Source organism: Stutzerimonas sp. LR2, assembly GCF_055755175.1.
In genome coordinates this window covers 379,042-400,074 of the sequence record NZ_JBVTRR010000002.1, presented here as the reverse complement: position 1 = coordinate 400,074, position 21,033 = coordinate 379,042, and the positions used below count along the sequence as shown (strand labels likewise).

Here is a 21,033-nt window from a genome sequence, read left to right as displayed (position 1 = left end):
GTGCTATTAAAATGACACAACTCAAAAACGGGGCGTTATATATGTAACGAAACGCCCCGCTATTTAACCTGCCATGTCCGGCCGCTCGGCCTGAAGTTCGGGTGCCTCTTCTTCATGCTGATCATCGAAATAACGGCTGAAAGCGAGATACATCCAGACCGGCATCAAGAGCAGGCCGATCACCACACATATCCAGGCCAACATCGGGCTGCCGTCGGGTTGCGGGAAGAGCAGGCGACCTACACCGATCAGCAGCGTGTACACCGACAGAGCCGTTACCGCCACGGCGAACAACCGAGCACCCAGCGCCTTTAGCGATTCACGGCGGGTGACGCCACAACGCGACGCCGTCCGCCCCCAGAACCCGAACGGGCGCACCTTGCGGTAGAAGCGATCCAGCGTCTGCGTATCGGTCGCAGGGGTGACGAAGCTCACCAGAATTGCCGCGCTGCAAGTCACCAATGACATGATGCCCAGGCGTATCCACTCGCGCTCAGGGTCAGTCCCAAGGAAATACAGCAGCAGCGGCGCCGTGATCAGCGACACCACCATGGCCGTCAGTTCGGAATACAGGTTGATCCGCTCCCACAACCAGCGCAGCACCAGCACCGACCCCATGCCGGCCCCGAACAGCAGCGAGATGAACCAGGCGGTCTGGATCGAGCCCAGATTGGCCATGATGACCATGGCAATCAGCAGAATCAGCACGTTGGACAGTCGCGCCACCAGTACCAGCTCCTTGTCCTTCGGCTTGCGCTTGAGCAGCTTCGGCGCCACCACACCACCGTAGACGTCGTTGCTCCAGTACGAGGCGCCCCAGTTCAGATGCGTATCCACCGTCGAGGCCAGGGCTGCCAGCAGCCCTACCAGCATCAGGCCGCGGAAGCCCGGCGGCAGCAGCTCGTCGATGCCAGTGACGAACAGCGCCTCGCGGGCGGCCGTAAAGCCGTCACCATTCATTTCCTCGGGGCTGAACGGATAGAGCACCAGCAGGCCAATGGCAATTGCCAGCCAGAACAGGCTGCGCAGGAATATCTGCAGCCAGGTGAACACCAGACCGGCGATACGCGCTTCGCGATCGGTCGGACAGGCCATGCTGCGCTGCGCCAGGTAGCCGGTGCCGTCCGAGTTCATCTGAAACAGCCACTGCAGCCCGACGATCACCAGGAATGGCATCAGCGCCTCACCCGCGTTGCTGGGCGGCGAGAATGAAAGCATCTTGGCCGCCTGCTCGCTGCCATAGATCTCGACGATCCGGTCGGTCAGCCCCCCGAGTCCACCGGCCGCATCGACCACGAACCAGGCATAAGCCAGCGTGCCCAGCATGGCCACACTGAACTGCATGACGTCGGTCTGGACGACCGCGCGCAAGCCGCCGGTGATGGAGTACATGGCGGTGAAGACCAGAATCAGCACGATCGAAATGAGGTTGTTGGTGCTGGTCGTCAGTTGATCGAGCCCGGTGATGCTGTCGCCCAGGCGTATCCCGCTGGCTTCGACCACGCCCTTGATCATTTCGTACAGCCCGCCCGGCAACCAGTCGTGCCAGGGCAGGAACACCTCGGCGATCCGGATCGCCGCGACCAGCACCATCGCCAGGACGACACAGTTGATCACCGTGCCGTAATAGATCGCCTTGAACAGCCGTAGCGGCACGACGGCGGGGCCGCTGTAACGCACCCGGGTGAGTTCGGCATCGGTAAGCACGCCGGCGCGCCGCCAGCCAGACGCGAATACCCACGCGAGCAGGAGAAAGGCCAGGCCGTAGATCCACAACCGCCATAACGCAAAAACCCCGGCGGTGGCGACGAGTCCACTGACCAGCAGTGGCGTGTCGGCCGCAAACTGGGTGGCGGACATGGATACGCCGGCCCGCCAACCCTTGATGGTTCGTCCGGCAAGGAAGTATTCGTGCAGACTCTGAGAGGCTTTGCTGCGCGCTCGCATCCCCGCAGACAGCCCGTAGAAGACGAAGGCGAGCACAATCAGTAGGTCCAACATGTTGTTATTCCTGTCGTTGGAGGTGCTAAGGGTGAGAACACCTCGGCGACGGAAAAGATGCAGCGAACGGACAAACGGCACACATCGGCGAAGAAAGTTTGGCGCCGGCGGCCCAGACGCTAGACTAGCGGGCTCCGCAAACAGCCCGGTTGGCCATGCCCGCTCTCGACTTTTCGCCGCTTCCACAAGCCCTGCAACCGCTGCTGGTGAGATTCTATCGAGCGCATAACAGCCGTAACCGGGTGCGCGCCGAAGCGGTCTGCTGGGTCGCCAGGCGGGGCGGCATCCTGGCGGGTCTATGCCTGACGCCCGTCGCCCACGGGCATTTCCTGACCGGGCTGCTGGTAACCCCGCCGGAACGCGATCGCGGAATCGGTGCACGACTGGTGCGCGAGGCACTGGCCGCCAGCGCGGGGCCGGTCTGGCTGTTCTGCAAGCCCGAACTGTTGCCTTTCTATACGCGTCTGGGCTTTGGTGTCGCGGACCAGCTACCGGATACGCTGGCCGAGCGTCTCGCGCGCTATCGACGCACCAAGACGCTGATTGCGCTACTCAATGACCGAAGGATAGAGCCTATGCCCGTCGCGACCCTGACAATCGCCATTGCCTGCCTGTTCGATGAACAAGGCCGGGTGCTGGTGGTACGCAAACGAGGGACCCGCTTTTTCATGCTGCCCGGTGGCAAGGCGGAAAGAGGCGAGCGTCCGCTGGACACGTTGAGACGCGAGCTGCACGAAGAGCTCGACCTACAACTCGCAGAAGCCGATTTCCAGCCGCTCGGGCACTTCCAGGCGCCGGCCGCCAACGAGCCGGGCCATCAGGTCGAGGCAGACGTGTTCATGGCTCGGCTGCCTCGTGCCGTCACCGTGCAGGCCGAACTGGAAGAACTGGGATGGTTGGCGCTTGCGCCATGCGAGCGCGAGGACATCGCGCCGCTGCTACGCAGGCACATCATGCCCGCGCTGCTGGCCCGCGCGGCGCAAGCCGAGAGCCAATCCGCGACGCGGGCCAGGTAGGAAATCAGGGCGAGATCGGATCGCTGGCGGGAAAGGTTTCCTCGATCGCCTCATCGAGCTGATCCTCGTCCGCTTCATCCGGCCGACGAACCACGTCGTCCCGCTCTTTGGTTGGCTGATCGTTGTGCTGTTCGCCGTTCATAGGTTCCTCCGCTGATGGGCTGTTCACCTTAGGCCGTGCCACTGCCACTGGGTTCAGCTGGAGTTTCCGGCGGGCAAAAAAAAAGGGGCGGGGTTGACCCCGCCCGCCTCCTTCCCTGTTCCCTGTATCCCTTCTCATCGTCCTGGATGACATCGCGTCCTGCGATGGTCCTGACCCTCGTCCTGAGGGCCGCGCTAATCCCTGAGCGCGGGAGCGATATTAATGGAAGCCTTTTGCGCAGCAAGCTGCGACACACTCGCGCAGGGCCGCGGACGATACACGACCAACGAAAACAAACTCATCCAAATCAATGAGTTAAAAAACTATCAACAACGGAATCGTCGTTTGTCAGCACGCACTCTTGGGCTTTGCTTACAGAGCGTGTAAGCAAATGCTTACACGCGAATGAGAGATTCAAGAAATCGGCCCAAGAATGGATTAACCCTATGGAGTGATGCCATTCGGGGACGGATGCCGGATAAGAGCGGCGGGATCAAAGGAGGCACAGCGTAACGCCGGAGCCCGGAAACCAGGCCCCGGCGTACCGTTGGTGTCACTGGAACAGCGCGTCGCTCGACAAGCCGTTTCGCTCCAGTATTTCGCGCAGACGCCGCAGCGCTTCGACCTGGATCTGGCGCACCCGCTCACGGGTCAGGCCGATTTCCTGGCCCACCTCCTCGAGTGTCGAAGCTTCGTGGCCCCGCAGGCCGAAGCGGCGGATAACCACCTCGCGCTGCTTTTCCGAAAGGTCTGACAGCCACTGGTCGATGCTGTTGGACAGATCATCATCCAGCAACAGCTCGCATGGATCAGTGGGCCGGTCGTCCGTCAGCGTGTCGAGCAGGGTCTTGTCGGTATCCGGGCCAAGCGAGACATCCACCGAGGTGACCCGCTCATTCAGGCCCAGCATGCGCTTGACTTCGCCGACCGGCTTCTCGAGCAGGTTGGCGATTTCCTCAGGGCTGGGTTCGTGATCGAGCTTCTGGGTCAGCTCGCGAGCCGCCCGCAGATAGACATTCAGCTCCTTCACCACATGGATCGGCAGGCGAATCGTGCGGGTCTGGTTCATGATGGCCCGCTCGATGGTTTGCCGGATCCACCAGGTCGCATAGGTAGAGAAGCGGAAACCACGTTCCGGGTCGAACTTCTCCACTGCGCGAATCAGCCCCAGGTTGCCCTCCTCGACCAGATCCAGCAGGGACAGGCCGCGGTTGACATAGCGCCTGGCGATTTTCACCACCAGTCGCAGGTTGCTTTCGATCATGCGCTTGCGCCCCGCCGGATCGCCTTTCTGCGCAAGGCGCGCGAAGTGCACTTCCTCTTCGGGGGTCAGGAGGGGGGAGAAACCGATTTCGTTGAGGTACAACTGGGTTGCATCCAGGGCCCGGTTGTAGTCGATGAACTTGTGCTGTCTGGTGCTGGATGCGGCCTTGGGTCTGCCTGCAGAGGCAGCCTTGGTCACTTTGTCTTTCTGGTCGAAGTGGATGGGCGTTTCCATGAGCAGAACCGCATCGTCGACGTCAAACTCCAGCGCTTGGTCTTTAAGTGCCATTATTCTTGTCCTGTTCCGAGTTCGACAACAGGCCCAAGCGACGCGGGTCCCTGGCTACGCTCAAGCCTAACCTAGTGCTGGAACAGGCAGGCGACAGGTCAACGTCTTGGCAGATATTGCAGCGGGTCTACGGGTTTACCCTGGCGACGAATTTCGAAATGCAGCTTCACCCGGTCGGTTCCCGTCGATCCCATCTCGGCAATACTTTGCCCAGCCTTGACTTGTTGGCCCTCCCGCACCAGCAGCCTGCGGTTGTGTCCGTAGGCGCTTACATAGGTATCGCTGTGCTTGATGATCACAAGTTCGCCGTAACCCCGTAATCCACTGCCGGCGTACACAACAGTCCCATCAGAAGCAGCCAGAACAGGCTGTCCTAATTCCCCAGCGATATCAATTCCTTTATTCAAACTACCGTTTGAGGAAAAACGACCGATTATCGTGCCGTTCGCCGGCCATGCCCAACCGCTTGCCGAGCGGGCAACCGGCGTAACCGGAGTGCTTGCCGGCGGAGCGGCAGGCGGCGGGCTGGCGGGTGTGGTAATGGCAGGCTGACGCGGCACCGGCGTGGCCACTACCACCGGGCTGGTTGGCGCAGGTGCTGGGGCTGGCTGAGGCGCCGGTCGCGGCGCGGCGGAGGCGACACGCGAAGCGCCGCCGTCGAAGCGGATCTTCTGCCCAGGGTAGATGACGTGCGGCGGCTGAATGCCGTTCACCCGCGCCAGCTCGCGCCAGTCCCAGCCGAAACGGAACGCGATGGACCAGAGTGTATCGCCGCGCCGCACGATGTACTGGCCGCTGGTGACCTTGTCACGCTGGTTGCGGTCGACGACCTGTACGCCGCCGCCCTGAGGCGATGACGCACAACCGACCAGCGTTCCGGCTATCACCAGAACGCCGAGCATCGAACGGACCATGGGGTCGCGCATCCACCGCGGTACTGCTGTGAGCCTCAATGCCCGCTCCCTTTCATAGACAAGTGCGTCAGACGCCTTCGGTCATCGGCTGACGCCGGCCGGCAAACCACTCAAGCCCCAGGACCAGCACGATACCGGCCACCGCCAGCAGCACCGACAGCAGCAGCTGCGGGTCCTGGCCGGTCAGATCGCCATAGGCGCCGGGCAGCAGGTTCTGCTGCAGGACCGGAACGTTCTCGCCACTGGAACTGGTGCGCCAGGTCAGCGTTTCCTTCCACGGCCAGACCTTGTTCAGCGAGCCGAGCATCAAACCGGTGAGAAACGCCAGGGTCAGGTCCCGCCAGCGCTTGAGCAGCCAGCTGAGGAACTTGGCGAAGCTGAGCAAGCCTACCAGACACCCGGCGGCGAAGATCGCCATCACGCCAAGATCGAAACTCTTCACCGCCCCCAGAACCACCGGGTACAAGCCCAGCAGCACCAGGATGAAACTGCCGGAAATGCCCGGCAGGATCATCGCGCAGATGGCGATGGCGCCGGCGAAGAACAGGCTCAGGCTGCTGCTGCCCCATTGCACCGGCGCAGCCACGGTGATCCAGTAGGCGAAACCGATGCCCAGGCAGAAGCTCACCAGGCGCGACAGGTTGCGGCGCTGGATTTCCTTGCCCACCAGATGGACCGAAACCAGGATCAGCCCGAAGAAGAAGGACCAGACGGGAATCGGATGCGCTTCCAGAAGATAGGTGATCAGCCTGGCGAGGCTTAGGATGCTGGTCAGAATGCCGGCGAACAGCACCAGCAGGAAGCTTGCATTGGCGGTTTTCCAGGCCTCGGCGAAGCGCCCCCGCAGCAATGGGCCTACCGCGTAGGGCACTGCGCTGATGGAGCGCAGCAGCTCATCGTAGATACCGGTGATGAACGCCACGGTACCGCCGGAGACACCGGGCACCACATCCGCAGCACCCATCGCCATGCCTTTGGCGTACAACAAAAAAGCGTTTTTCATGCTTCCTTCCGCTGAATGATCAAATCACGGGTCCATTGAGCAGCGGCACGAAACGTACGGTATCCAGAAGATGGCGGGAAAAGCCGTTTTCCTCTCGAATGATCAGCATGAGTTGCTGGACCTCGCCGGCCCCCACCGGAATCACCAGGCGCCCACCGGGCGCCAGCTGATCGAGCAAGGCCTGCGGCACATCGGCTGCCGCCGCGGTGACGATGATGCCGTTGTAAGGCGCCAGTGCAGGCCAGCCCTCCCAACCATCGCCCCAGCGAAAGACCACATTGCGCAGCTTGAGTTCGACCAGGCGCTCCTTGGCACGATCCTGCAGCGCCTGGATGCGCTCGACCGAGAACACCCGCTCGACCAGCTGCGCCAGCACGGCGGTCTGATAGCCCGAGCCGGTCCCGATCTCCAGCACCTTGTCCAGCGGGCCGTCAGCCAGCAACAGTTCGCTCATGCGCGCAACCATGAACGGCTGCGAAATGGTCTGGTTGTGGCCGATGGGCAGCGCCGTGTCCTCGTAGGCGCGATGCGCCAGTGCCTCGTCGACGAACAGATGACGAGGGGTACGGCGGATCACTTCGAGCACATGGGCGTTGGACAGGCCTTCTTCGTAGAGTCGCTGAATCAAGCGGTCACGTGTGCGTTGCGAGGTCATACCCGAGCCGTGGAGCAGGCTGTCTTGTCCGCGATGTCTCACAGCACGTTCTCCAGCCAGCTCTCGAGGCCGTCGAAGGCCTCGCGGAAGGTTCGATCCAGCTGCAACGGGGTGATCGACACGTAGCCCTGCATCACCGCATGGAAATCGGTTCCCGGGCCGCCATCCTCGACGTCGCCCGCCACGGAGATCCAGTAGCCCTCCTTGCCGCGCGGATTGGCCTGCTTGACCGGCGGCTTGGCCCGACTGCGATGGCCCAGGCGGGTCAGCTGGATGCCACGGATATGATCCAGCGGCAGATTGGGCACATTGACGCTGAGCACCGTGCGCGGCGGCAGCTCGAGCCGATCGTGCTTCTCCACCAGCGCACGCGCGATGTACGCCGCTGTAGAAAGATTGTCGGGCAGGCGCGACAACAACGAGAAGGCAAACGCCGGCCGCCCGGTGAAACGCCCCTCGATGGCCGCAGCGACGGTGCCAGAATAGAGCACGTCATCCCCGAGATTGGCACCAAGGTTGATGCCGGACACCACCATGTCGGGGGTGTGTTCGAGCAGGCCATTGAGGCCGAGATGAACGCAATCGGTAGGCGAGCCGTTCAGGCCGATGAAGCCGTTGGGCATGCTTACGGGGTGAAGCGGGCGGTCCAGGGTCAGCGCGCTGCTGGCGCCGCTCATGTCCTGGATCGGGGCTACCACCGTGCACTCGGCATAATCCGCCAGCGCGTCATAAAGCGCGGCGAGCCCGGGTGCATACACCCCGTCGTCGTTGGCGATCAGAATACGCATCAGATGTCCGTCTGCCCTGCCAGGCTGACCAGCTCACGCACCATGGCGGTGGCGAAGCATCCGGTCGGCAGGACGAATTCCAGTTGCAGAATGTCAGGCCCGGGATAATGCCACGACAAACCGCCGATGGGGAGGCGAAGAATGCGCCGTTCGTGCTTCATCCCCGCCTGCGCCAACCAATTGGCGATCGGTTCTTCACTTGCAGCCACTGCATCCTCGAGCGCCTGGATCTCGGCGCCCGCCGGCGAGCCCCCTTCACCCCAAAGCGGGCCAGTGGGATGCAGGTCGAGGATCGCCAGACGCGGATCGCTGCACTCCGCCTCTGCGGCGGGAAAGAAACTGCGGCTGTCGGTGAACGCCAGCAGGTCCCCTACCCGCGCCTCGGCCCAGCTGCCATCGGCGACACGCTGGGCCAGCACGCGATTGAACAGGTAGCTGCGCCCCGCCGAAAGCAGACGCGAACGCAGGTTGCGCTGAACCGGCAGCTCGTCCCTGGCGGCGAAATCACGGGCACCAAGGAGGTTGCCACCTTCATAGCCGAAACGTTGCAGACCGAAGTAGTTCGGCACGCCCTGCGCCCTGATCCGCTCCAGCCGCGCATCGAGCTGCGCGTGATCGGCGTGCAGATCGGTCAGGCGCAGGCGAAAGCCATTGGCCGAATGTGCGCCGCGCTGCAGCTTGCGCTGATGGCGAACGCGCTGGAGCAGCCGCAGGCTGTCATCTTCGGCGGCAGCCAGATCGGGGTCGGCCTTGCCCGGCAAATGCAGGCTGAACCACTGCCGGGTCAGCGCCTGACGATCCTTCAGGCCCGCATAGCTGATCAGCTTCAGTGGCACGCCGGCAGCACGGGCGATGCGCTTGGCGGCCTCCTCGGTGTTGAGGTTGCGCTTTTCCACCCAGAGCCAGAGGTGCTCGCCCTCCCCCGACAGCGGGATGTCCAGCACCTCGTCGACCTGGAAGTCCTCGGCGACCGCCTTGAGCACAGCGCTGCCACAAGGCTCGCCGTGGGCACGCGGGCCGAGCAGCTGATCCTCGGTCATGGGCGAACCAGCAGGGCGACCGCGTGCACGGCGATCCCTTCCTCGCGCCCGGTAAAGCCGAGCTTCTCCGTGGTGGTGGCCTTGACGTTGACCTGATCCAGCTCCACCTGCAGATCTGCGGCGATCAACGCGCGCATGCGCTCGATATGCGGCGCCATCTTCGGGGCCTGGGCGACGATGGTGGCATCGACATTGCCGACCACATACCCCTTGGCCTCCACCTGCGCCAGTACATGGCGCAGCAGTGCGCGGCTGTCGGCGCCCTTGAACTGCGGGTCAGTGTCCGGGAAATGCTTGCCGATATCCCCCAGCGCCGCGGCACCGAGCAGCGCGTCGCTCAGGGCATGCAACAGCACGTCACCGTCGGAATGGGCGAGCAGCCCGAACCTGTGTGGAATCCGCACGCCGCCAAGCGTGATGTGGTCGCCTTCGCCGAAGCGGTGCACGTCGTAACCGTGGCCGATACGCATAGATCAAACACCCTGGAATAACTCGAGGCGGCGATTCTACAGGAGCCGGATGACCCCGGGCGGATCGTCACGGTCTGCTCGATCATCGACCTCGACGATATGCACCATCAGCCGAATCGATCTTGTATCGCCAGTTGACGATATATAGTTCGTCTCAATCCGATACAGGCAGCCGAAACTCATGCCGGACGACTTCGACGACATCATCAAGGCCCTCGCCCATCCGCTGCGCCGCGACATTCTGCGTTGGCTCAAGGAGCCGCAGCGCTATTTCGCCGCGCAGCACCATTCGCTGGAGAACGGCGTGTGCGCCGGCCAGATCGACCAGCGCGCCGGCCTGTCGCAGTCCACCGTTTCGGCTCACCTGGCGACCCTGCAGAAGGCCGGGCTGGTCACCTGCCAGAAAGTCGGCCAGTGGCACTTCTTCAAGCGCAACGACGCAGTCATCCAGACCTTCATCGAGCGCATCGGCCAGGAACTCTGAGCCTTTTCTCGCACCACCACACAGGAGCGGTATCGCTATGCCCACGCTTTTCGACCCGATCAAGATCGGCGACCTGGAACTGAACAACCGCATCATCATGGCGCCGCTGACCCGCTGTCGCGCCGAGCCTGGCCGCGTGCCCGGCGATCTGATCGCCGAGTACTATGCCCAGCGCGCCGACGCCGGCCTGATCATCAGCGAGGCCACCTCGGTCACGCCGATGGGTGTGGGCTATCCGGACACTCCGGGCATCTGGTCGGCCGAGCAGGTCCAGGGCTGGAAGAAGGTCACCGACGCTGTGCATGCCAAAGGTGGCAAGATCGTCCTGCAGCTCTGGCATGTCGGCCGTATCTCCGATCCGCTCTACCTCGACGGCCAGTTGCCGGTCGCCCCCAGTGCCCTCAAACCCGCGGGCCATGTCAGCCTGGTCCGTCCGAAGAAGGATTACGAGACCCCGCGCGCGCTGGAGATCGACGAAATCCCCGGCATCATCGAGGCCTACCGCAAGGGGGCGGAGAATGCCAAGGAAGCCGGTTTCGACGGTGTCGAGATCCATGGCGCCAACGGCTATCTGCTCGATCAGTTCCTGCAGGACAGCACCAACAAGCGCACCGACGCCTACGGTGGCTCACTGGAAAACCGTGCACGACTGCTGCTGGAAGTGACCGATGCCGCCGTCTCCGTATGGGGCGCCGGGCGCGTCGGAGTGCATCTGGCGCCGCGTGCCGACTCCCATGACATGGGTGACTCCAACCGTGCCGAGACCTTCGGCTACGTTGCCCGTGAACTGGGCAAGCGCGGCATCGCCTTCATCTGCACCCGCGAAAAGGCCGGTGAAGACAGCCTCGGCCCACAGCTCAAGCAGCTCTTCGGTGGCGTCTACATCGCCAACGAACGCTTCACCAAGGAGCAAGGCAACGCCTGGCTGGCGGAAGGCAAGGCCGATGCGGTGGCCTTCGGCATTCCGTACATCGCCAATCCGGATCTGGTCGAGCGCCTGCGTCGGGATGCACCGCTGAACGAGCCCAAGCCCGAGCTGTTCTATGCCCAGGGCCCGGACGGCTACACCGATTATCCGTCGCTCTAAGCTCCTGGCGATGGAAAGGCCCGAGCGGCATGTCCGCTCGGGCCTTTTTTGTGGCTGACGTTTCTGGCAGTCGGCGCGAGCGCCGTTGCCCACCCTACGCCGTCAACGCCTCGGCATGATGGCGCAGGTGATCATCGATAAAGCTGGCAATGAAGTAGTAGCTGTGGTCGTAGCCCGGCTGGATGCGCAGCGTCAGCGGGTGCCCGACAGCGTCCGCAGCGGCACGCAGCGCTTGCGGCTTGAGCTGGCCGTCCATGAAGTCATCGCGGTCGCCCTGGTCCACCAGCAGCGGTAGCCGCTCGCTGGCTTCGGCGATCAGCGCGCAGGCATCCCACTCCCGCCAGCGCGAACGGTCCGCGCCCAGATAGCGGCTGAACGCCTTTTCTCCCCAGGGACAGGTGATCGGGTTGCTGATGGGCGCAAAGGCCGATACCGAGCGATAGCGCCCAGGATTTTTCAGCGCGCAGATGAGCGCCCCGTGTCCGCCCATGGAGTGCCCGCTGATGCCGCGGCGGTCGGAGACCGGGAAGTTGGCCTCGACCAGTGCCGGCAGTTCCTCGACGACGTAGTCGTACATCCGGTAGTGCTGGGCCCAGGGCTCTTGCGTCGCATTGAGATAAAAGCCCGCGCCCAGGCCGAAATCCCAGGCGCCGTCGGCGTCATCCGGCACGCCTGGGCCACGCGGGCTGGTGTCCGGCGCGACGATGATCAGACCGAGCTCGGCCGCCATGCGTAGCGCTCCGGCCTTCTGCATGAAATTTTCGTCGGTACAGGTCAAGCCGGACAGCCAGTACAGCACCGGCAGTTTTTCACCCTGCTCGGACTGCGGCGGCAGGAACACGGCAAATACCATGTCGCAGTTCAGGGCGTTGGAGCGGTGGCGGTAGCGCTTGTGCCAGCCACCGAAGCTCTTGTTGCTGGAAACGATTTCAAGGGTCATGAGCGGCCTCGCGCAAGGTGGAAACCGCGCAGGCCTCCACCGGTCGAGGTGGACAAGCCGCCGAACGACGGCATTGCCCACCCTGGGATCAGAAGTGGATGACGGTCCGGATGCTCTTGCCTTCATGCATCAGGTCGAACGCTTCGTTGATCTTGTCCAGCGGCATGTTGTGGGTGATGAAGGTGTCCAGCGGAATCTCGCCGCTCTGCGCCTTCTCCACATAGCTCGGCAGCTCGGTACGACCCTTCACACCGCCGAACGCCGAGCCGCGCCAGACGCGCCCGGTGACCAGCTGAAACGGACGCGTGCTGATTTCCTGGCCCGCGCCGGCGACACCGATGATGGTCGACTCGCCCCAACCCTTGTGACAGCACTCCAGCGCTGCGCGCATCAGCTGCACATTGCCAACGCATTCAAAGGAATAGTCGACACCGCCATCGGTCATCTCGACGATTACCTCTTGAATCGGCTTGTCGTGATCCTTTGGATTGACGAAATCGGTGGCGCCCAGCTCTTCGGCAATAGCGAACTTGCCCGGGTTGATGTCGATGGCAATGATCCGGCTGGCCTTGGCCATCTTCGCACCGATGATCGCCGCCAAGCCGATTCCACCCAGGCCGAAGATCGCCACGGTAGCGCCTTCCTCCACCTTGGCGGTGTTCAGTACGGCACCGATCCCGGTGGTCACGCCGCAGCCCAGCAGGCAGACCTTTTCCAGCGGCGCCTCCTTGGGAATCTTGGCTACCGAGACTTCCGGCAGCACGGTGTACTCGGAGAAGGTCGAGCAGCCCATGTAGTGGTAGATCGGCTCGCCGTTGTAGCTGAAGCGCGTGGTGCCATCGGGCATCAGGCCCTTGCCCTGGGTGGCGCGCACGGAGCTGCACAGGTTGGTCTTGCCGGACTTGCAGAACTTGCACTCCCGGCATTCGGCGGTATAGAGCGGGATCACGTGATCGCCGACCGCCACCGAGGTGACGCCCTCGCCAACGGCCTCGACGATCCCGCCGCCCTCGTGGCCAAGAATGCAGGGAAAGACACCTTCCGAATCCTCCCCCGAAAGTGTGTAGGCGTCGGTGTGACAGACACCGGTGGCAACGATACGGATCAGCACCTCGCCGGCCTTGGGCGGAGCGACATCCACTTCGACGATCTGCAGGGGCTGGTTGGGGCCGAAGGCAACGGCCGCGCGCGACTTGATGGTCATGAACATCACTCGACTGTGTGGAAAGCAGAGAGTGTAATTCACGCTCATTCAGGGATTGATGGATGATTCTGGAAAACATTGTTGCCGCACAGGGATAATCCAGCGAATGCTGAATCTTGTGCGTCGATAAACCTGCCTCAAGGAGGTGACCATGAATCGCTGGGAAGGGCTCGACGAATTCGTCGCGGTTGTGGAATGCGGCAGTTTCATGCGCGCCGCCGAACGTCTGCGGGTGTCGTCCTCCCATGTCAGCCGCCAGATCGCCCGTCTGGAAGAGCGCCTGCAGGCCCGCCTGCTCTACCGCACCACTCGCCGCGTGTCGCTGACCGAAGCCGGTCATACCTTTTTCGCGCGCTGCCAGCGCTTGATCGAAGAGCGCGACGATGCCTTCCTCGCCATCAGCGACCTGCACAGTGCCCCCACCGGACTGCTGCGCATGACCGCCGCGGTGGCCTACGGCGAGCGCTTCATCGTGCCGCTGGTGAATGAATTCATGGCGCGGCATCCACAGCTGCGCGTCGACATCGAACTGTCCAACCGCACACTCGATCTGGTGCAGGAAGGCTATGACCTGGCGATCCGTCTCGGCAAACTCGGCGAGTCCCGCCTGGTGGCCGCGCGGATCGCGCCGCGGGCCATGTACCTGTGCGCTGCACCGGGCTATCTGGAGCGCTACGGTCGGCCGCATACGCTCTCAGAACTGGCACGGCACAACTGCCTGATCGGCACCAGCGACGTCTGGTCGTTCCAGTCCGACGGGCGCGAGCAGCATTTCAAGCCCAGCGGCAACTGGCGCTGCAATAGCGGCCAGGCGGTGCTGGATGCCGCATTGCGTGGCTTCGGCCTGTGCCAGTTGCCGGACTACTACGTGCTCGAACCGCTGCGCCGGGGTGAGCTGGTCTCGCTGCTCGAGGCCAACCAGCCTCCGGACACCGCCGTGTGGGCGGTGTATCCGCAGCGGCGCTACCCGCTGCCCAAGGTCAGGTTGCTCGTCGAGGCGCTCAAGGTCGGTCTCGCCGCGCGCCCGGAGTACCGCGGCGGGCAAAGCTGAACAAAGGTTGAACCGCGCGTCTGAGGTCCGCGCCGAGGCGGAACCCGTCTTAATCCGCCACGTCGTACCTTCTGTAGCCGCAGCTCGTCGTGCGGCGCCGCAAATCAGGAGGAAACCATGCAGGTTCTGGTGAACAGCAACCACAGCATCAGCGTTACCGCCGATCTCGAAGAGCGAATCAAGGCGACGGTGGAGACCGAGCTGGACCGCTTCGACGATCATCTGACCCGCGTCGAAGTCCATCTCAACGACGAGAACAGCAACAAGAGCGGACCGCATGACAAACGCTGCCAGATGGAGGCGCGCGTCAAGGGCCACGACCCGATTTCCGCCACCCACAAGGCCGAAACTCTGGACCTCGCCATCAACGGCGCCGCGGAGAAACTGAACCACGCGCTCAGTCACGCCCTGGACAAGCTCAACCGCCACTGACCTGGCCCATCGTTGGCCATTGAGTGGCCATCGACATCTCTGCGAGGGACCGAACCACAGCAACTGGAGGCCACGCATGAACCGACTGCTCGATCGTGAAACCCTTACCCAACTGCTGAAACACCGGGACGGGCCCTGCCTCTCCCTGTACCAGCCGACTCATCGCAGCTTTCCGGAACGCCAGCAGGACCCGATCCGCTTCAAGCAACTGGTCAAGCAACTGGAAGAATCCCTCAAGCAGCAGGGCCATGCCGAACAGGCACGCAGCCTGCTCGAGCCGTTCCATGCACTGATCGACAACAACGACTTCTGGAACCACAACCTCGATGGCCTCGCAGCCTTCGCTGCCAAGGACTATTTCCAGGTCTATCGCCTGCAACGTAGCGTGCCGGAAATGGCGGTGGCCAATGCGCGCATGCACCTCAAGCCGCTGGTTCGCATCGCCCAGTCAGCTGATCGCTTCCAGATCCTCTGCCTCTCGCGTGACTCGGTGCGCCTGTTCGAAGGCAACCGCGACGCGCTCGATGAGGTGCACCTGCACGAAGCGGTGCCCAAGACACTCGCGGACGCGTTGGGCGGCGATCTCACCGAAAAGGGCCAGAGCGGTTTTCCCCAGGGCTACAGCCGTGCCAGTGAACGTGGCGACCCGATGCAGGTGGAAGCAGGCGGCAGCGGCAAGCAGGCGGAGATCGATCGCGACCGCGACCGCTATTTCCGTGAGGTGGACCGGGCCATCATCGAGCACCACTCGAGAGCCTCGGGACTGCCGTTGATTCTCGCCGCGCTGCCGGAGCAGCAACCCCACTTCCGCCGCATCAGCCATAACGAGAACCTGCTGCCGGAAGGCATCGAGATCGGCCAGAGCACGCTGAGCCTCCAGGAATTGCGCGAGAAGAGCTGGATGGTGATGCAGCCGCGTTACCTCAAGCGCCTGGAAGGTCTGCTCGACCAGTTCGGCGCGTCCCATGGCCAAGGCCTGGCGTCGGATCAGCTCGAGGACATCGGCCAGGCCACGCGTCAGGGCCGCGTCGCGACGCTTCTGGTGGAAGCCGAGCGGCAGATACCGGGGCACGTCGACCGTAACGATGGCACGGCCACAGCTGCCAACGAGGATGAGGTCAACACGCCGGACCTGCTCGACGAACTGACGATCTGGACGCTGGAGCAAGGTGGCGATGTGGTCGTGGTGCCGACCGAGCGCATGCCAACCGGCACGGGTGCCGCGGCGATCTATCGTTTCTGACGAGGATGGCGGGCAGACTTGCCCGCCATCACTGACGACCGGTATTCCAGCACTGCGCGAGCCAGCGCAGATCTTCGGGGCGGGTTACCTTGAGGTTATCCGCTCTCCCCTCCACCAGCTTCGGCGAATACCCCGCCCACTCGATGGCGGACGCCTCATCGGTAACCGGCACGCCATCGCCAAGCGCCGCGCCCAGCGCGTCGCGCAGCATTCCGAGGCGGAACATCTGCGGTGTGAAAGCTTGCCAGATAACGCTGCGATCCACGGTTTCCGCGACGCGTCCGTCCGCGTCCGCACGCTTGAGCGTATCCCGCGCAGGTACTGCGAGCAGCCCACCGACCGGGTCCGCCGCCAGCTCGTGCAAGAGCTTGTCCAAGTCCTCCCGGGCGAGGTTAGGCCGAGCGGCGTCGTGCACCAGCACCCAGTCCTGGTCAGCAGCGCCCATCAGGCCGAGACGCTGCAGGCCGCTGAGCACGGAATCGCACCGCTCACGACCACCAGGCGCGCGCTGGATGCGTGGGTCACTGGCGCAGGGGAGACCCGGCCAGTACGGATCGTCGGCCGCGACACAGACCACCAATCCGGCGAGTGTCGGATGGTCGAGGAAACAATCGAGGGTGTGTTCGATGATGCAGCGCCCGGCTACCTGCAGGTACTGCTTGGGGCGATCGGCGCGCATCCGGCTGCCAACGCCGGCTGCCGGAATCACCACCCAGAATGCAGGCTGGCTCATTCGATAAGCTGGTAGAGGGTTTCACCCTCTTTGACCATGCCGAGCTCCTGACGGGCGCGCTCCTCAACGGTCTCCATGCCCTGCTTGAGCTCCAGCACTTCGGCTTCCAGGATTCGATTGCGCTCCAGCAACCGCTCGTTTTCACCCTGCTGATCGGCGATCTGCTTGTTCAGGCTGTTGACCTGCGCCAAGCTGCCCTCGCCTACCCAAAGACGGTACTGCAGCCCGCCAAGAAGCAGCAGCAGGACGACGAACAACCAGTAGGGGCGACGCATAGCAGGCATGAAACGACTTCGGCTGTGATTCGGGTATCGGAACGCCATCGGCGTGGCCGGCGCAACGCCGGTGCAACAATGATTGCGCCGGCACGACGCCGATTGAAACAAAAAAGGGCGACTCGCGCCGCCCTTTTTTAATGCCGCAGGATCAGCCGCGGAATTCGGCGCGCCCCTTGTATGGCGCCTTGCCTGCCAGCTGCTCTTCGATACGCAGCAGCTGGTTGTACTTCGACACGCGGTCGGAGCGGCACAGCGAACCGGTCTTGATCTGACCAGCGGCAGTGCCTACGGCCAGGTCAGCGATGGTGCTGTCTTCGGTCTCACCGGAACGGTGCGAGATCACCGCGGTATAGCCGGCCGCCTTGGCCATCTGGATGGCCTCCAGGGTTTCGGTCAGCGAGCCGATCTGGTTGAACTTGATCAGGATCGAATTGCCGATGCCCTTCTCGATGCCTTCCTTGAGGATCTTGGTATTGGTCACGAACAGATCGTCACCGACCAGCTGGACCTTTTCGCCGATCTTGTCGGTCAGCGCCTTCCAGCCAGCCCAATCGGATTCGTCCATGCCGTCTTCGATGGAGATGATCGGGTAGCGCTGGGTCAGGCCCGCCAGGTAATCGGCGAAGCCCTCGGCGTCGAACACCTTGCCCTCACCGGCCAGGTCGTACTTGCCGTCCTTGTAGAACTCGCTGGAAGCGCAGTCCAGCGCCAGGGTAACGTCGGTGCCCAGCTTGTAGCCGGCCTTCTCGACCGCCTCGGCGATGGCACCCAGCGCATCCTCGTTGGAAGCCAGGTTCGGCGCGAAGCCACCTTCGTCGCCCACGGCGGTGTTCAGGCCACGGCCCTTCAGCACGGCTTTCAGGTGATGAAAGATCTCGGCGCCCATGCGCAGCGCGTCGGCGAACGTCTTGGCGCCAACCGGCTGAACCATGAATTCCTGGATGTCGACGTTGTTGTCTGCGTGCTCGCCGCCATTGATGATGTTCATCATCGGCACCGGCATCGAGTACTGGCCGGGAGTGCCGTTGAGGTCGGCGATGTGCGCGTAGAGCGGCACACCCTTGGCCTGGGCAGCGGCCTTGGCGGCAGCCAGGGACACGGCGAGGATGGCGTTGGCGCCCAGCTTGGCCTTGTTCTCGGTACCGTCGAGCTCGATCATCGCCTGATCCAGGGCCTTCTGATCGGCCGGATCCTTGCCCAGCAGCAGATCGCGAATCGGCCCGTTGACGTTGCCCACGGCCTTCAGCACGCCCTTGCCCAAGTAACGGCTCTTGTCGCCATCGCGCAGTTCCAGAGCCTCGCGGGAGCCGGTGGATGCACCGGACGGCGCGCAGGCGCTGCCGATGATGCCGTTATCGAGGATCACATCGGCTTCCACGGTGGGGTTGCCGCGGGAGTCGAGAACTTCACGCCCCTTGATGTCGACGATCTTTGCCATTGTTGTTAACACTCCATAGATAGCTGCAAGGCTTTCAAGCAGTTTCGATTGGCGGGAAATTCTTGACCAGATCATCCAGCTGCTTGAGCTGGGTGAGGAAAGCTTCGAGCTTGTTCAGGCGCAGCGCGCACGGGCCGTCGCACTTGGCATTGTCAGGATCCGGGTGCGCTTCCAGGAACAGCCCGGCCAGCCCCTGGGACAGGCCGGCCTTGGCCAGATCGGTGACCTGGGCACGACGACCACCGGCCGAGTCGGCGCGACCGCCGGGCATCTGCAGGGCATGGGTGACATCGAAGAACACCGGGTACTCGAACTGCTTCATGATGCCGAAGCCGAGCATGTCGACGACCAGGTTGTTGTAACCGAAGGACGAGCCACGTTCGCAAAGAATCAGCTGGTCGTTGCCGGCCTCCTCGCACTTCTTGAGGATGTGCTTCATCTCCTGCGGTGCGAGGAACTGTGCTTTCTTGATGTTGATCACCGCACCGGTCTTGGCCATCGCCACCACCAGGTCGGTCTGCCGGGAGAGGAAGGCCGGGAGCTGGATGATGTCGCAGACATCGGCCACCGGCTGCGCCTGCCACGGCTCATGTACGTCGGTGATGACCGGCACGCCGAAAGTCTTCTTCACTTCCTCGAAGATCTTCATCCCCTCTTCCAGACCCGGGCCGCGGAACGAAGTGATCGAGGAGCGGTTGGCCTTGTCGAAGCTCGCCTTGAAAACGTAAGGAATGCCGAGCTTCTCGGTCACCCGCACGTACTCTTCGCAGGCCTGCATGGCCAGGTCACGGGACTCGAGGACATTGATGCCACCGAACAGCACGAACGGCTTGTCGTTCGCGATCTCGATGTTGCCTACGCGGATGGTCTTCTGACTCATGCCTTCTTCGCCTTGTATTCCAGCGCTGCGTTGACGAAACCGCTGAACAGCGGGTGACCATCGCGCGGCGTGGACGTGAATTCAGGGTGGAACTGGCAGGCGACGAACCACGGATGATCCGGAGCCTCGACCACTTCCACCAGCGCACCGTCTCCGGAGCGCCCGGTAATCTTCAGTCCGGCTGCCTGCAGTTGCGGCAGCAGGTTGTTGTTCACTTCGTAGCGATGACGGTGCCGCTCGACGATGCGCTCCTTGCCGTAGCATTCGAATACCTTCGAGCCCGGTTCCAGGCCGCATTCCTGCGCACCCAGGCGCATGGTGCCGCCCAGGTCGGAGGCTTCGGTGCGCACTTCAGTGTTGCCGGAGGCGTCGGCCCATTCGGTGATCAGACCGACCACCGGGTGACCGCTGTCCTTGTCGAACTCGGTGGAGTTGGCATCCGACCAGCCCAGCACATCGCGAGCGAACTCGATGACCGCAACCTGCATGCCCAGGCAGATACCCAGGTAGGGGATCTTGTTCTCGCGGGCATAGCGCACGGTGGCGATCTTGCCCTCCACGCCACGCAGGCCGAAACCGCCTGGCACGAGGATGGCATCGACACCTTCGAGCAGACCGGTGCCCTGGTTCTCGATATCCTCGGAGTCGATGTAACGCAGGTTCACCTTGGTCCGGCTCTGGATGCCAGCGTGGCTCATCGCCTCGATCAGAGATTTGTAGGCGTCCAGAAGTTCCATGTACTTGCCGACCATGGCGATGTTGACTTCCTTCTCTGGATGCAGCTTGGCATCGACGACACGATCCCATTCGGAGAGATCGGCGCCACGGCATTCGAGACCGAAACGTTCGACGACATAGTCATCGAGGCCCTGGGCATGCAGGATGCCCGGAATCTTGTAGATGGTATCGGCGTCCGGCAGGCTGATCACCGCACGCTCTTCGACGTTGGTGAATAGCGCGATCTTGCGCCGCGAAGACACGTCGATGGCGCGATCGGAGCGGCAGACCAGCACGTCCGGCTGCAGGCCGATGGAGCGCAGCTCCTTCACCGAATGCTGGGTTGGCTTGGTCTTGGTCTCGCCAGCGGTGGCGATGTAAGGCACCAGCGTCAGGTGCATCAGCATGGCGCGCTTGGCGCCGACTTCCACACGCAACTGGCGGATGGCCTCGAGGAAGGGTTGCGACTCGATGTCGCCCACCGTACCGCCGACCTCCACCAGGGCCACGTCGGCGTCGCCGGCACCCTTGATGATGCGGCGCTTGATCTCGTCGGTGATGTGCGGGATGACCTGGATGGTTGCGCCCAGGTAGTCGCCCCGGCGTTCACGGCGCAGCACGTCTTCGTAGACGCGACCGGTGGTGAAGTTGTTGTTCTGGGTCATGCGGGTGCGGATGAACCGCTCGTAGTGCCCCAGATCGAGGTCGGTCTCGGCGCCGTCATGGGTGACGAACACCTCACCGTGCTGGAACGGGCTCATGGTGCCCGGATCGACGTTGATGTAAGGGTCCAGTTTGAGCATCGTGACCTTCAGGCCCCGCGCCTCCAGGATGGCCGCCAATGAAGCCGAGGCGATGCCTTTCCCCAATGAAGAAACAACACCACCCGTGACGAAGATGTAGCGCGTCATGAAAAACCCTAGAAGTCTGCGTTAAGCGGCCGGCGCCGCCGGGGGAAAGCGAAG

22 protein-coding genes are annotated in these 21,033 nt (G+C 63.1%); 6 read left to right on the top strand and 16 right to left on the bottom strand.

Features of this window, described 5'->3' with window-relative positions:
- Positions 1–63 precede the first annotated feature (63 nt).
- Positions 64–2,001 carry a sodium:solute symporter family protein gene (locus ACVRRC_RS08325; protein WP_061373176.1) on the bottom strand — a complete coding sequence of 646 codons (1,938 nt, stop codon included), beginning with the start codon at positions 1,999–2,001 and terminating at the stop codon, positions 64–66.
- 155 nt (positions 2,002–2,156) lie between these two features.
- Between ACVRRC_RS08325 and ACVRRC_RS08320 the strand changes: the two genes are divergently transcribed.
- A complete protein-coding gene (locus ACVRRC_RS08320; protein WP_472996845.1) occupies positions 2,157–3,017 on the top strand; it encodes a GNAT family N-acetyltransferase in 861 nt (286 codons plus the stop codon).
- 4 nt (positions 3,018–3,021) lie between these two features.
- Here the strand turns inward: ACVRRC_RS08320 and ACVRRC_RS08315 are convergent, their stop codons facing one another.
- From ACVRRC_RS08315 to ispF, 8 genes are all read right to left on the bottom strand, one after another.
- Positions 3,022–3,159, bottom strand: coding sequence for a hypothetical protein (locus ACVRRC_RS08315; protein ID WP_013982358.1), 138 nt, complete (start codon positions 3,157–3,159; stop codon positions 3,022–3,024).
- A 553-nt stretch (positions 3,160–3,712) separates the two neighbouring features.
- Entirely contained in the window at positions 3,713–4,711 is a 999-nt protein-coding gene (gene rpoS, locus ACVRRC_RS08310; protein ID WP_013982357.1) for an RNA polymerase sigma factor RpoS, read from the bottom strand.
- Positions 4,712–4,809: 98 nt separating this feature from the next.
- The gene (locus tag ACVRRC_RS08305; RefSeq protein WP_013982356.1) at positions 4,810–5,625 is read right to left on the bottom strand and encodes a peptidoglycan DD-metalloendopeptidase family protein; all 816 of its coding nucleotides are present in this window, start codon (positions 5,623–5,625) and stop codon (positions 4,810–4,812) included.
- A 67-nt stretch (positions 5,626–5,692) separates the two neighbouring features.
- Positions 5,693–6,628, bottom strand: a complete 936-nt coding sequence (locus ACVRRC_RS08300) for a polyprenyl-phosphate transporter (protein WP_049326179.1) — start codon at positions 6,626–6,628, stop codon at positions 5,693–5,695.
- Between the two features lie 19 nt (positions 6,629–6,647).
- Positions 6,648–7,283 (bottom strand): protein-L-isoaspartate(D-aspartate) O-methyltransferase, encoded by a 636-nt coding sequence (locus ACVRRC_RS08295; RefSeq protein WP_014596311.1) that lies wholly within the window; start codon positions 7,281–7,283, stop codon positions 6,648–6,650.
- A 38-nt stretch (positions 7,284–7,321) separates the two neighbouring features.
- On the bottom strand, positions 7,322–8,071 hold the full coding sequence (surE, locus tag ACVRRC_RS08290; RefSeq protein ID WP_011912731.1) for a 5'/3'-nucleotidase SurE: 750 nt from the start codon (positions 8,069–8,071) through the stop codon (positions 7,322–7,324).
- Positions 8,071–9,111, bottom strand: coding sequence for a tRNA pseudouridine(13) synthase TruD (gene truD / locus ACVRRC_RS08285; RefSeq protein ID WP_019407118.1), 1,041 nt, complete (start codon positions 9,109–9,111; stop codon positions 8,071–8,073). Before truD ends, surE begins: the two co-directional genes overlap by 1 nt.
- Positions 9,108–9,581, bottom strand: coding sequence for a 2-C-methyl-D-erythritol 2,4-cyclodiphosphate synthase (gene ispF, locus ACVRRC_RS08280; RefSeq protein ID WP_472996844.1), 474 nt, complete (start codon positions 9,579–9,581; stop codon positions 9,108–9,110). Before ispF ends, truD begins: the two co-directional genes overlap by 4 nt.
- Before the next feature lie 181 nt (positions 9,582–9,762).
- Here ispF and ACVRRC_RS08275 point away from each other — a divergent pair, with 181 nt between their 5' ends.
- Positions 9,763–10,065, top strand: coding sequence for an ArsR/SmtB family transcription factor (locus ACVRRC_RS08275; protein WP_014596308.1), 303 nt, complete (start codon positions 9,763–9,765; stop codon positions 10,063–10,065).
- 37 nt (positions 10,066–10,102) lie between these two features.
- On the top strand, positions 10,103–11,152 hold the full coding sequence (locus ACVRRC_RS08270) for an alkene reductase (protein WP_017245784.1): 1,050 nt from the start codon (positions 10,103–10,105) through the stop codon (positions 11,150–11,152).
- A gap of 94 nt (positions 11,153–11,246) precedes the next feature.
- On the opposite strand, the gene fghA is transcribed toward ACVRRC_RS08270, so the two are convergent.
- Together fghA and ACVRRC_RS08260 are read right to left on the bottom strand one after the other, a co-directional pair.
- Positions 11,247–12,092, bottom strand: coding sequence for an S-formylglutathione hydrolase (gene fghA / locus ACVRRC_RS08265; RefSeq protein ID WP_472996843.1), 846 nt, complete (start codon positions 12,090–12,092; stop codon positions 11,247–11,249).
- 88 nt (positions 12,093–12,180) lie between these two features.
- On the bottom strand, positions 12,181–13,296 hold the full coding sequence (locus tag ACVRRC_RS08260) for an S-(hydroxymethyl)glutathione dehydrogenase/class III alcohol dehydrogenase (protein ID WP_020308662.1): 1,116 nt from the start codon (positions 13,294–13,296) through the stop codon (positions 12,181–12,183).
- A 151-nt stretch (positions 13,297–13,447) separates the two neighbouring features.
- Between ACVRRC_RS08260 and ACVRRC_RS08255 the strand changes: the two genes are divergently transcribed.
- The 3 genes from ACVRRC_RS08255 to ACVRRC_RS08245 all read left to right on the top strand — a co-directional run bounded on the left by ACVRRC_RS08255 (position 13,448) and on the right by ACVRRC_RS08245 (position 16,022).
- Positions 13,448–14,347, top strand: a complete 900-nt coding sequence (locus tag ACVRRC_RS08255) for a LysR family transcriptional regulator (protein WP_011912725.1) — start codon at positions 13,448–13,450, stop codon at positions 14,345–14,347.
- Between the two features lie 117 nt (positions 14,348–14,464).
- Positions 14,465–14,779: an HPF/RaiA family ribosome-associated protein gene (locus ACVRRC_RS08250; protein WP_011912724.1), complete on the top strand. Its 315-nt coding sequence runs from the start codon at positions 14,465–14,467 to the stop codon at positions 14,777–14,779.
- A 76-nt stretch (positions 14,780–14,855) separates the two neighbouring features.
- Positions 14,856–16,022, top strand: coding sequence for a baeRF3 domain-containing protein (locus ACVRRC_RS08245; RefSeq protein WP_017245786.1), 1,167 nt, complete (start codon positions 14,856–14,858; stop codon positions 16,020–16,022).
- 28 nt (positions 16,023–16,050) lie between these two features.
- Here the strand turns inward: ACVRRC_RS08245 and ispD are convergent, their stop codons facing one another.
- The 5 genes from ispD to ACVRRC_RS08220 form a co-directional block, all read right to left on the bottom strand.
- Positions 16,051–16,755, bottom strand: a complete 705-nt coding sequence (gene ispD / locus ACVRRC_RS08240; RefSeq protein WP_013982344.1) for a 2-C-methyl-D-erythritol 4-phosphate cytidylyltransferase — start codon at positions 16,753–16,755, stop codon at positions 16,051–16,053.
- Positions 16,752–17,030, bottom strand: a complete 279-nt coding sequence (ftsB, locus tag ACVRRC_RS08235) for a cell division protein FtsB (RefSeq protein ID WP_013982343.1) — start codon at positions 17,028–17,030, stop codon at positions 16,752–16,754. Before ftsB ends, ispD begins: the two co-directional genes overlap by 4 nt.
- A 151-nt stretch (positions 17,031–17,181) precedes the next feature.
- Positions 17,182–18,471 carry a phosphopyruvate hydratase gene (gene eno, locus ACVRRC_RS08230; protein ID WP_014596300.1) on the bottom strand — a complete coding sequence of 430 codons (1,290 nt, stop codon included), beginning with the start codon at positions 18,469–18,471 and terminating at the stop codon, positions 17,182–17,184.
- 34 nt (positions 18,472–18,505) lie between these two features.
- On the bottom strand, positions 18,506–19,351 hold the full coding sequence (gene kdsA / locus ACVRRC_RS08225) for a 3-deoxy-8-phosphooctulonate synthase (protein ID WP_013982341.1): 846 nt from the start codon (positions 19,349–19,351) through the stop codon (positions 18,506–18,508).
- Entirely contained in the window at positions 19,348–20,979 is a 1,632-nt protein-coding gene (locus ACVRRC_RS08220) for a CTP synthase (protein WP_011912718.1), read from the bottom strand. Before ACVRRC_RS08220 ends, kdsA begins: the two co-directional genes overlap by 4 nt.
- Positions 20,980–21,033 lie beyond the last annotated feature (54 nt).

What these genes read in the sequence shown, in the direction of transcription:
- truD (WP_019407118.1), bottom strand. Translation starts at nt 9,111, where the DNA reads ATGACCGAGGATCAGCTGCTCGGCCCGCGTGCCCACGGCGAGCCTTGT.
- ACVRRC_RS08220 (WP_011912718.1), bottom strand. Translation starts at nt 20,979, where the DNA reads ATGACGCGCTACATCTTCGTCACGGGTGGTGTTGTTTCTTCATTGGGG.
- ACVRRC_RS08275 (WP_014596308.1), top strand. Translation starts at nt 9,763, where the DNA reads ATGCCGGACGACTTCGACGACATCATCAAGGCCCTCGCCCATCCGCTG.
- ACVRRC_RS08250 (WP_011912724.1), top strand. Translation starts at nt 14,465, where the DNA reads ATGCAGGTTCTGGTGAACAGCAACCACAGCATCAGCGTTACCGCCGAT.
- ACVRRC_RS08320 (WP_472996845.1), top strand. Translation starts at nt 2,157, where the DNA reads ATGCCCGCTCTCGACTTTTCGCCGCTTCCACAAGCCCTGCAACCGCTG.
- ispF (WP_472996844.1), bottom strand. Translation starts at nt 9,581, where the DNA reads ATGCGTATCGGCCACGGTTACGACGTGCACCGCTTCGGCGAAGGCGAC.
- ACVRRC_RS08305 (WP_013982356.1), bottom strand. Translation starts at nt 5,625, where the DNA reads ATGGTCCGTTCGATGCTCGGCGTTCTGGTGATAGCCGGAACGCTGGTC.
- ACVRRC_RS08255 (WP_011912725.1), top strand. Translation starts at nt 13,448, where the DNA reads ATGAATCGCTGGGAAGGGCTCGACGAATTCGTCGCGGTTGTGGAATGC.
- surE (WP_011912731.1), bottom strand. Translation starts at nt 8,071, where the DNA reads ATGCGTATTCTGATCGCCAACGACGACGGGGTGTATGCACCCGGGCTC.
- eno (WP_014596300.1), bottom strand. Translation starts at nt 18,471, where the DNA reads ATGGCAAAGATCGTCGACATCAAGGGGCGTGAAGTTCTCGACTCCCGC.
- ACVRRC_RS08245 (WP_017245786.1), top strand. Translation starts at nt 14,856, where the DNA reads ATGAACCGACTGCTCGATCGTGAAACCCTTACCCAACTGCTGAAACAC.
- ACVRRC_RS08300 (WP_049326179.1), bottom strand. Translation starts at nt 6,628, where the DNA reads ATGAAAAACGCTTTTTTGTTGTACGCCAAAGGCATGGCGATGGGTGCT.
- ftsB (WP_013982343.1), bottom strand. Translation starts at nt 17,030, where the DNA reads ATGCGTCGCCCCTACTGGTTGTTCGTCGTCCTGCTGCTGCTTCTTGGC.
- fghA (WP_472996843.1), bottom strand. Translation starts at nt 12,092, where the DNA reads ATGACCCTTGAAATCGTTTCCAGCAACAAGAGCTTCGGTGGCTGGCAC.
- ACVRRC_RS08260 (WP_020308662.1), bottom strand. Translation starts at nt 13,296, where the DNA reads ATGACCATCAAGTCGCGCGCGGCCGTTGCCTTCGGCCCCAACCAGCCC.
- rpoS (WP_013982357.1), bottom strand. Translation starts at nt 4,711, where the DNA reads ATGGCACTTAAAGACCAAGCGCTGGAGTTTGACGTCGACGATGCGGTT.
- kdsA (WP_013982341.1), bottom strand. Translation starts at nt 19,351, where the DNA reads ATGAGTCAGAAGACCATCCGCGTAGGCAACATCGAGATCGCGAACGAC.
- ACVRRC_RS08325 (WP_061373176.1), bottom strand. Translation starts at nt 2,001, where the DNA reads ATGTTGGACCTACTGATTGTGCTCGCCTTCGTCTTCTACGGGCTGTCT.
- ACVRRC_RS08270 (WP_017245784.1), top strand. Translation starts at nt 10,103, where the DNA reads ATGCCCACGCTTTTCGACCCGATCAAGATCGGCGACCTGGAACTGAAC.
- ACVRRC_RS08295 (WP_014596311.1), bottom strand. Translation starts at nt 7,283, where the DNA reads ATGACCTCGCAACGCACACGTGACCGCTTGATTCAGCGACTCTACGAA.
- ACVRRC_RS08315 (WP_013982358.1), bottom strand. Translation starts at nt 3,159, where the DNA reads ATGAACGGCGAACAGCACAACGATCAGCCAACCAAAGAGCGGGACGAC.
- ispD (WP_013982344.1), bottom strand. Translation starts at nt 16,755, where the DNA reads ATGAGCCAGCCTGCATTCTGGGTGGTGATTCCGGCAGCCGGCGTTGGC.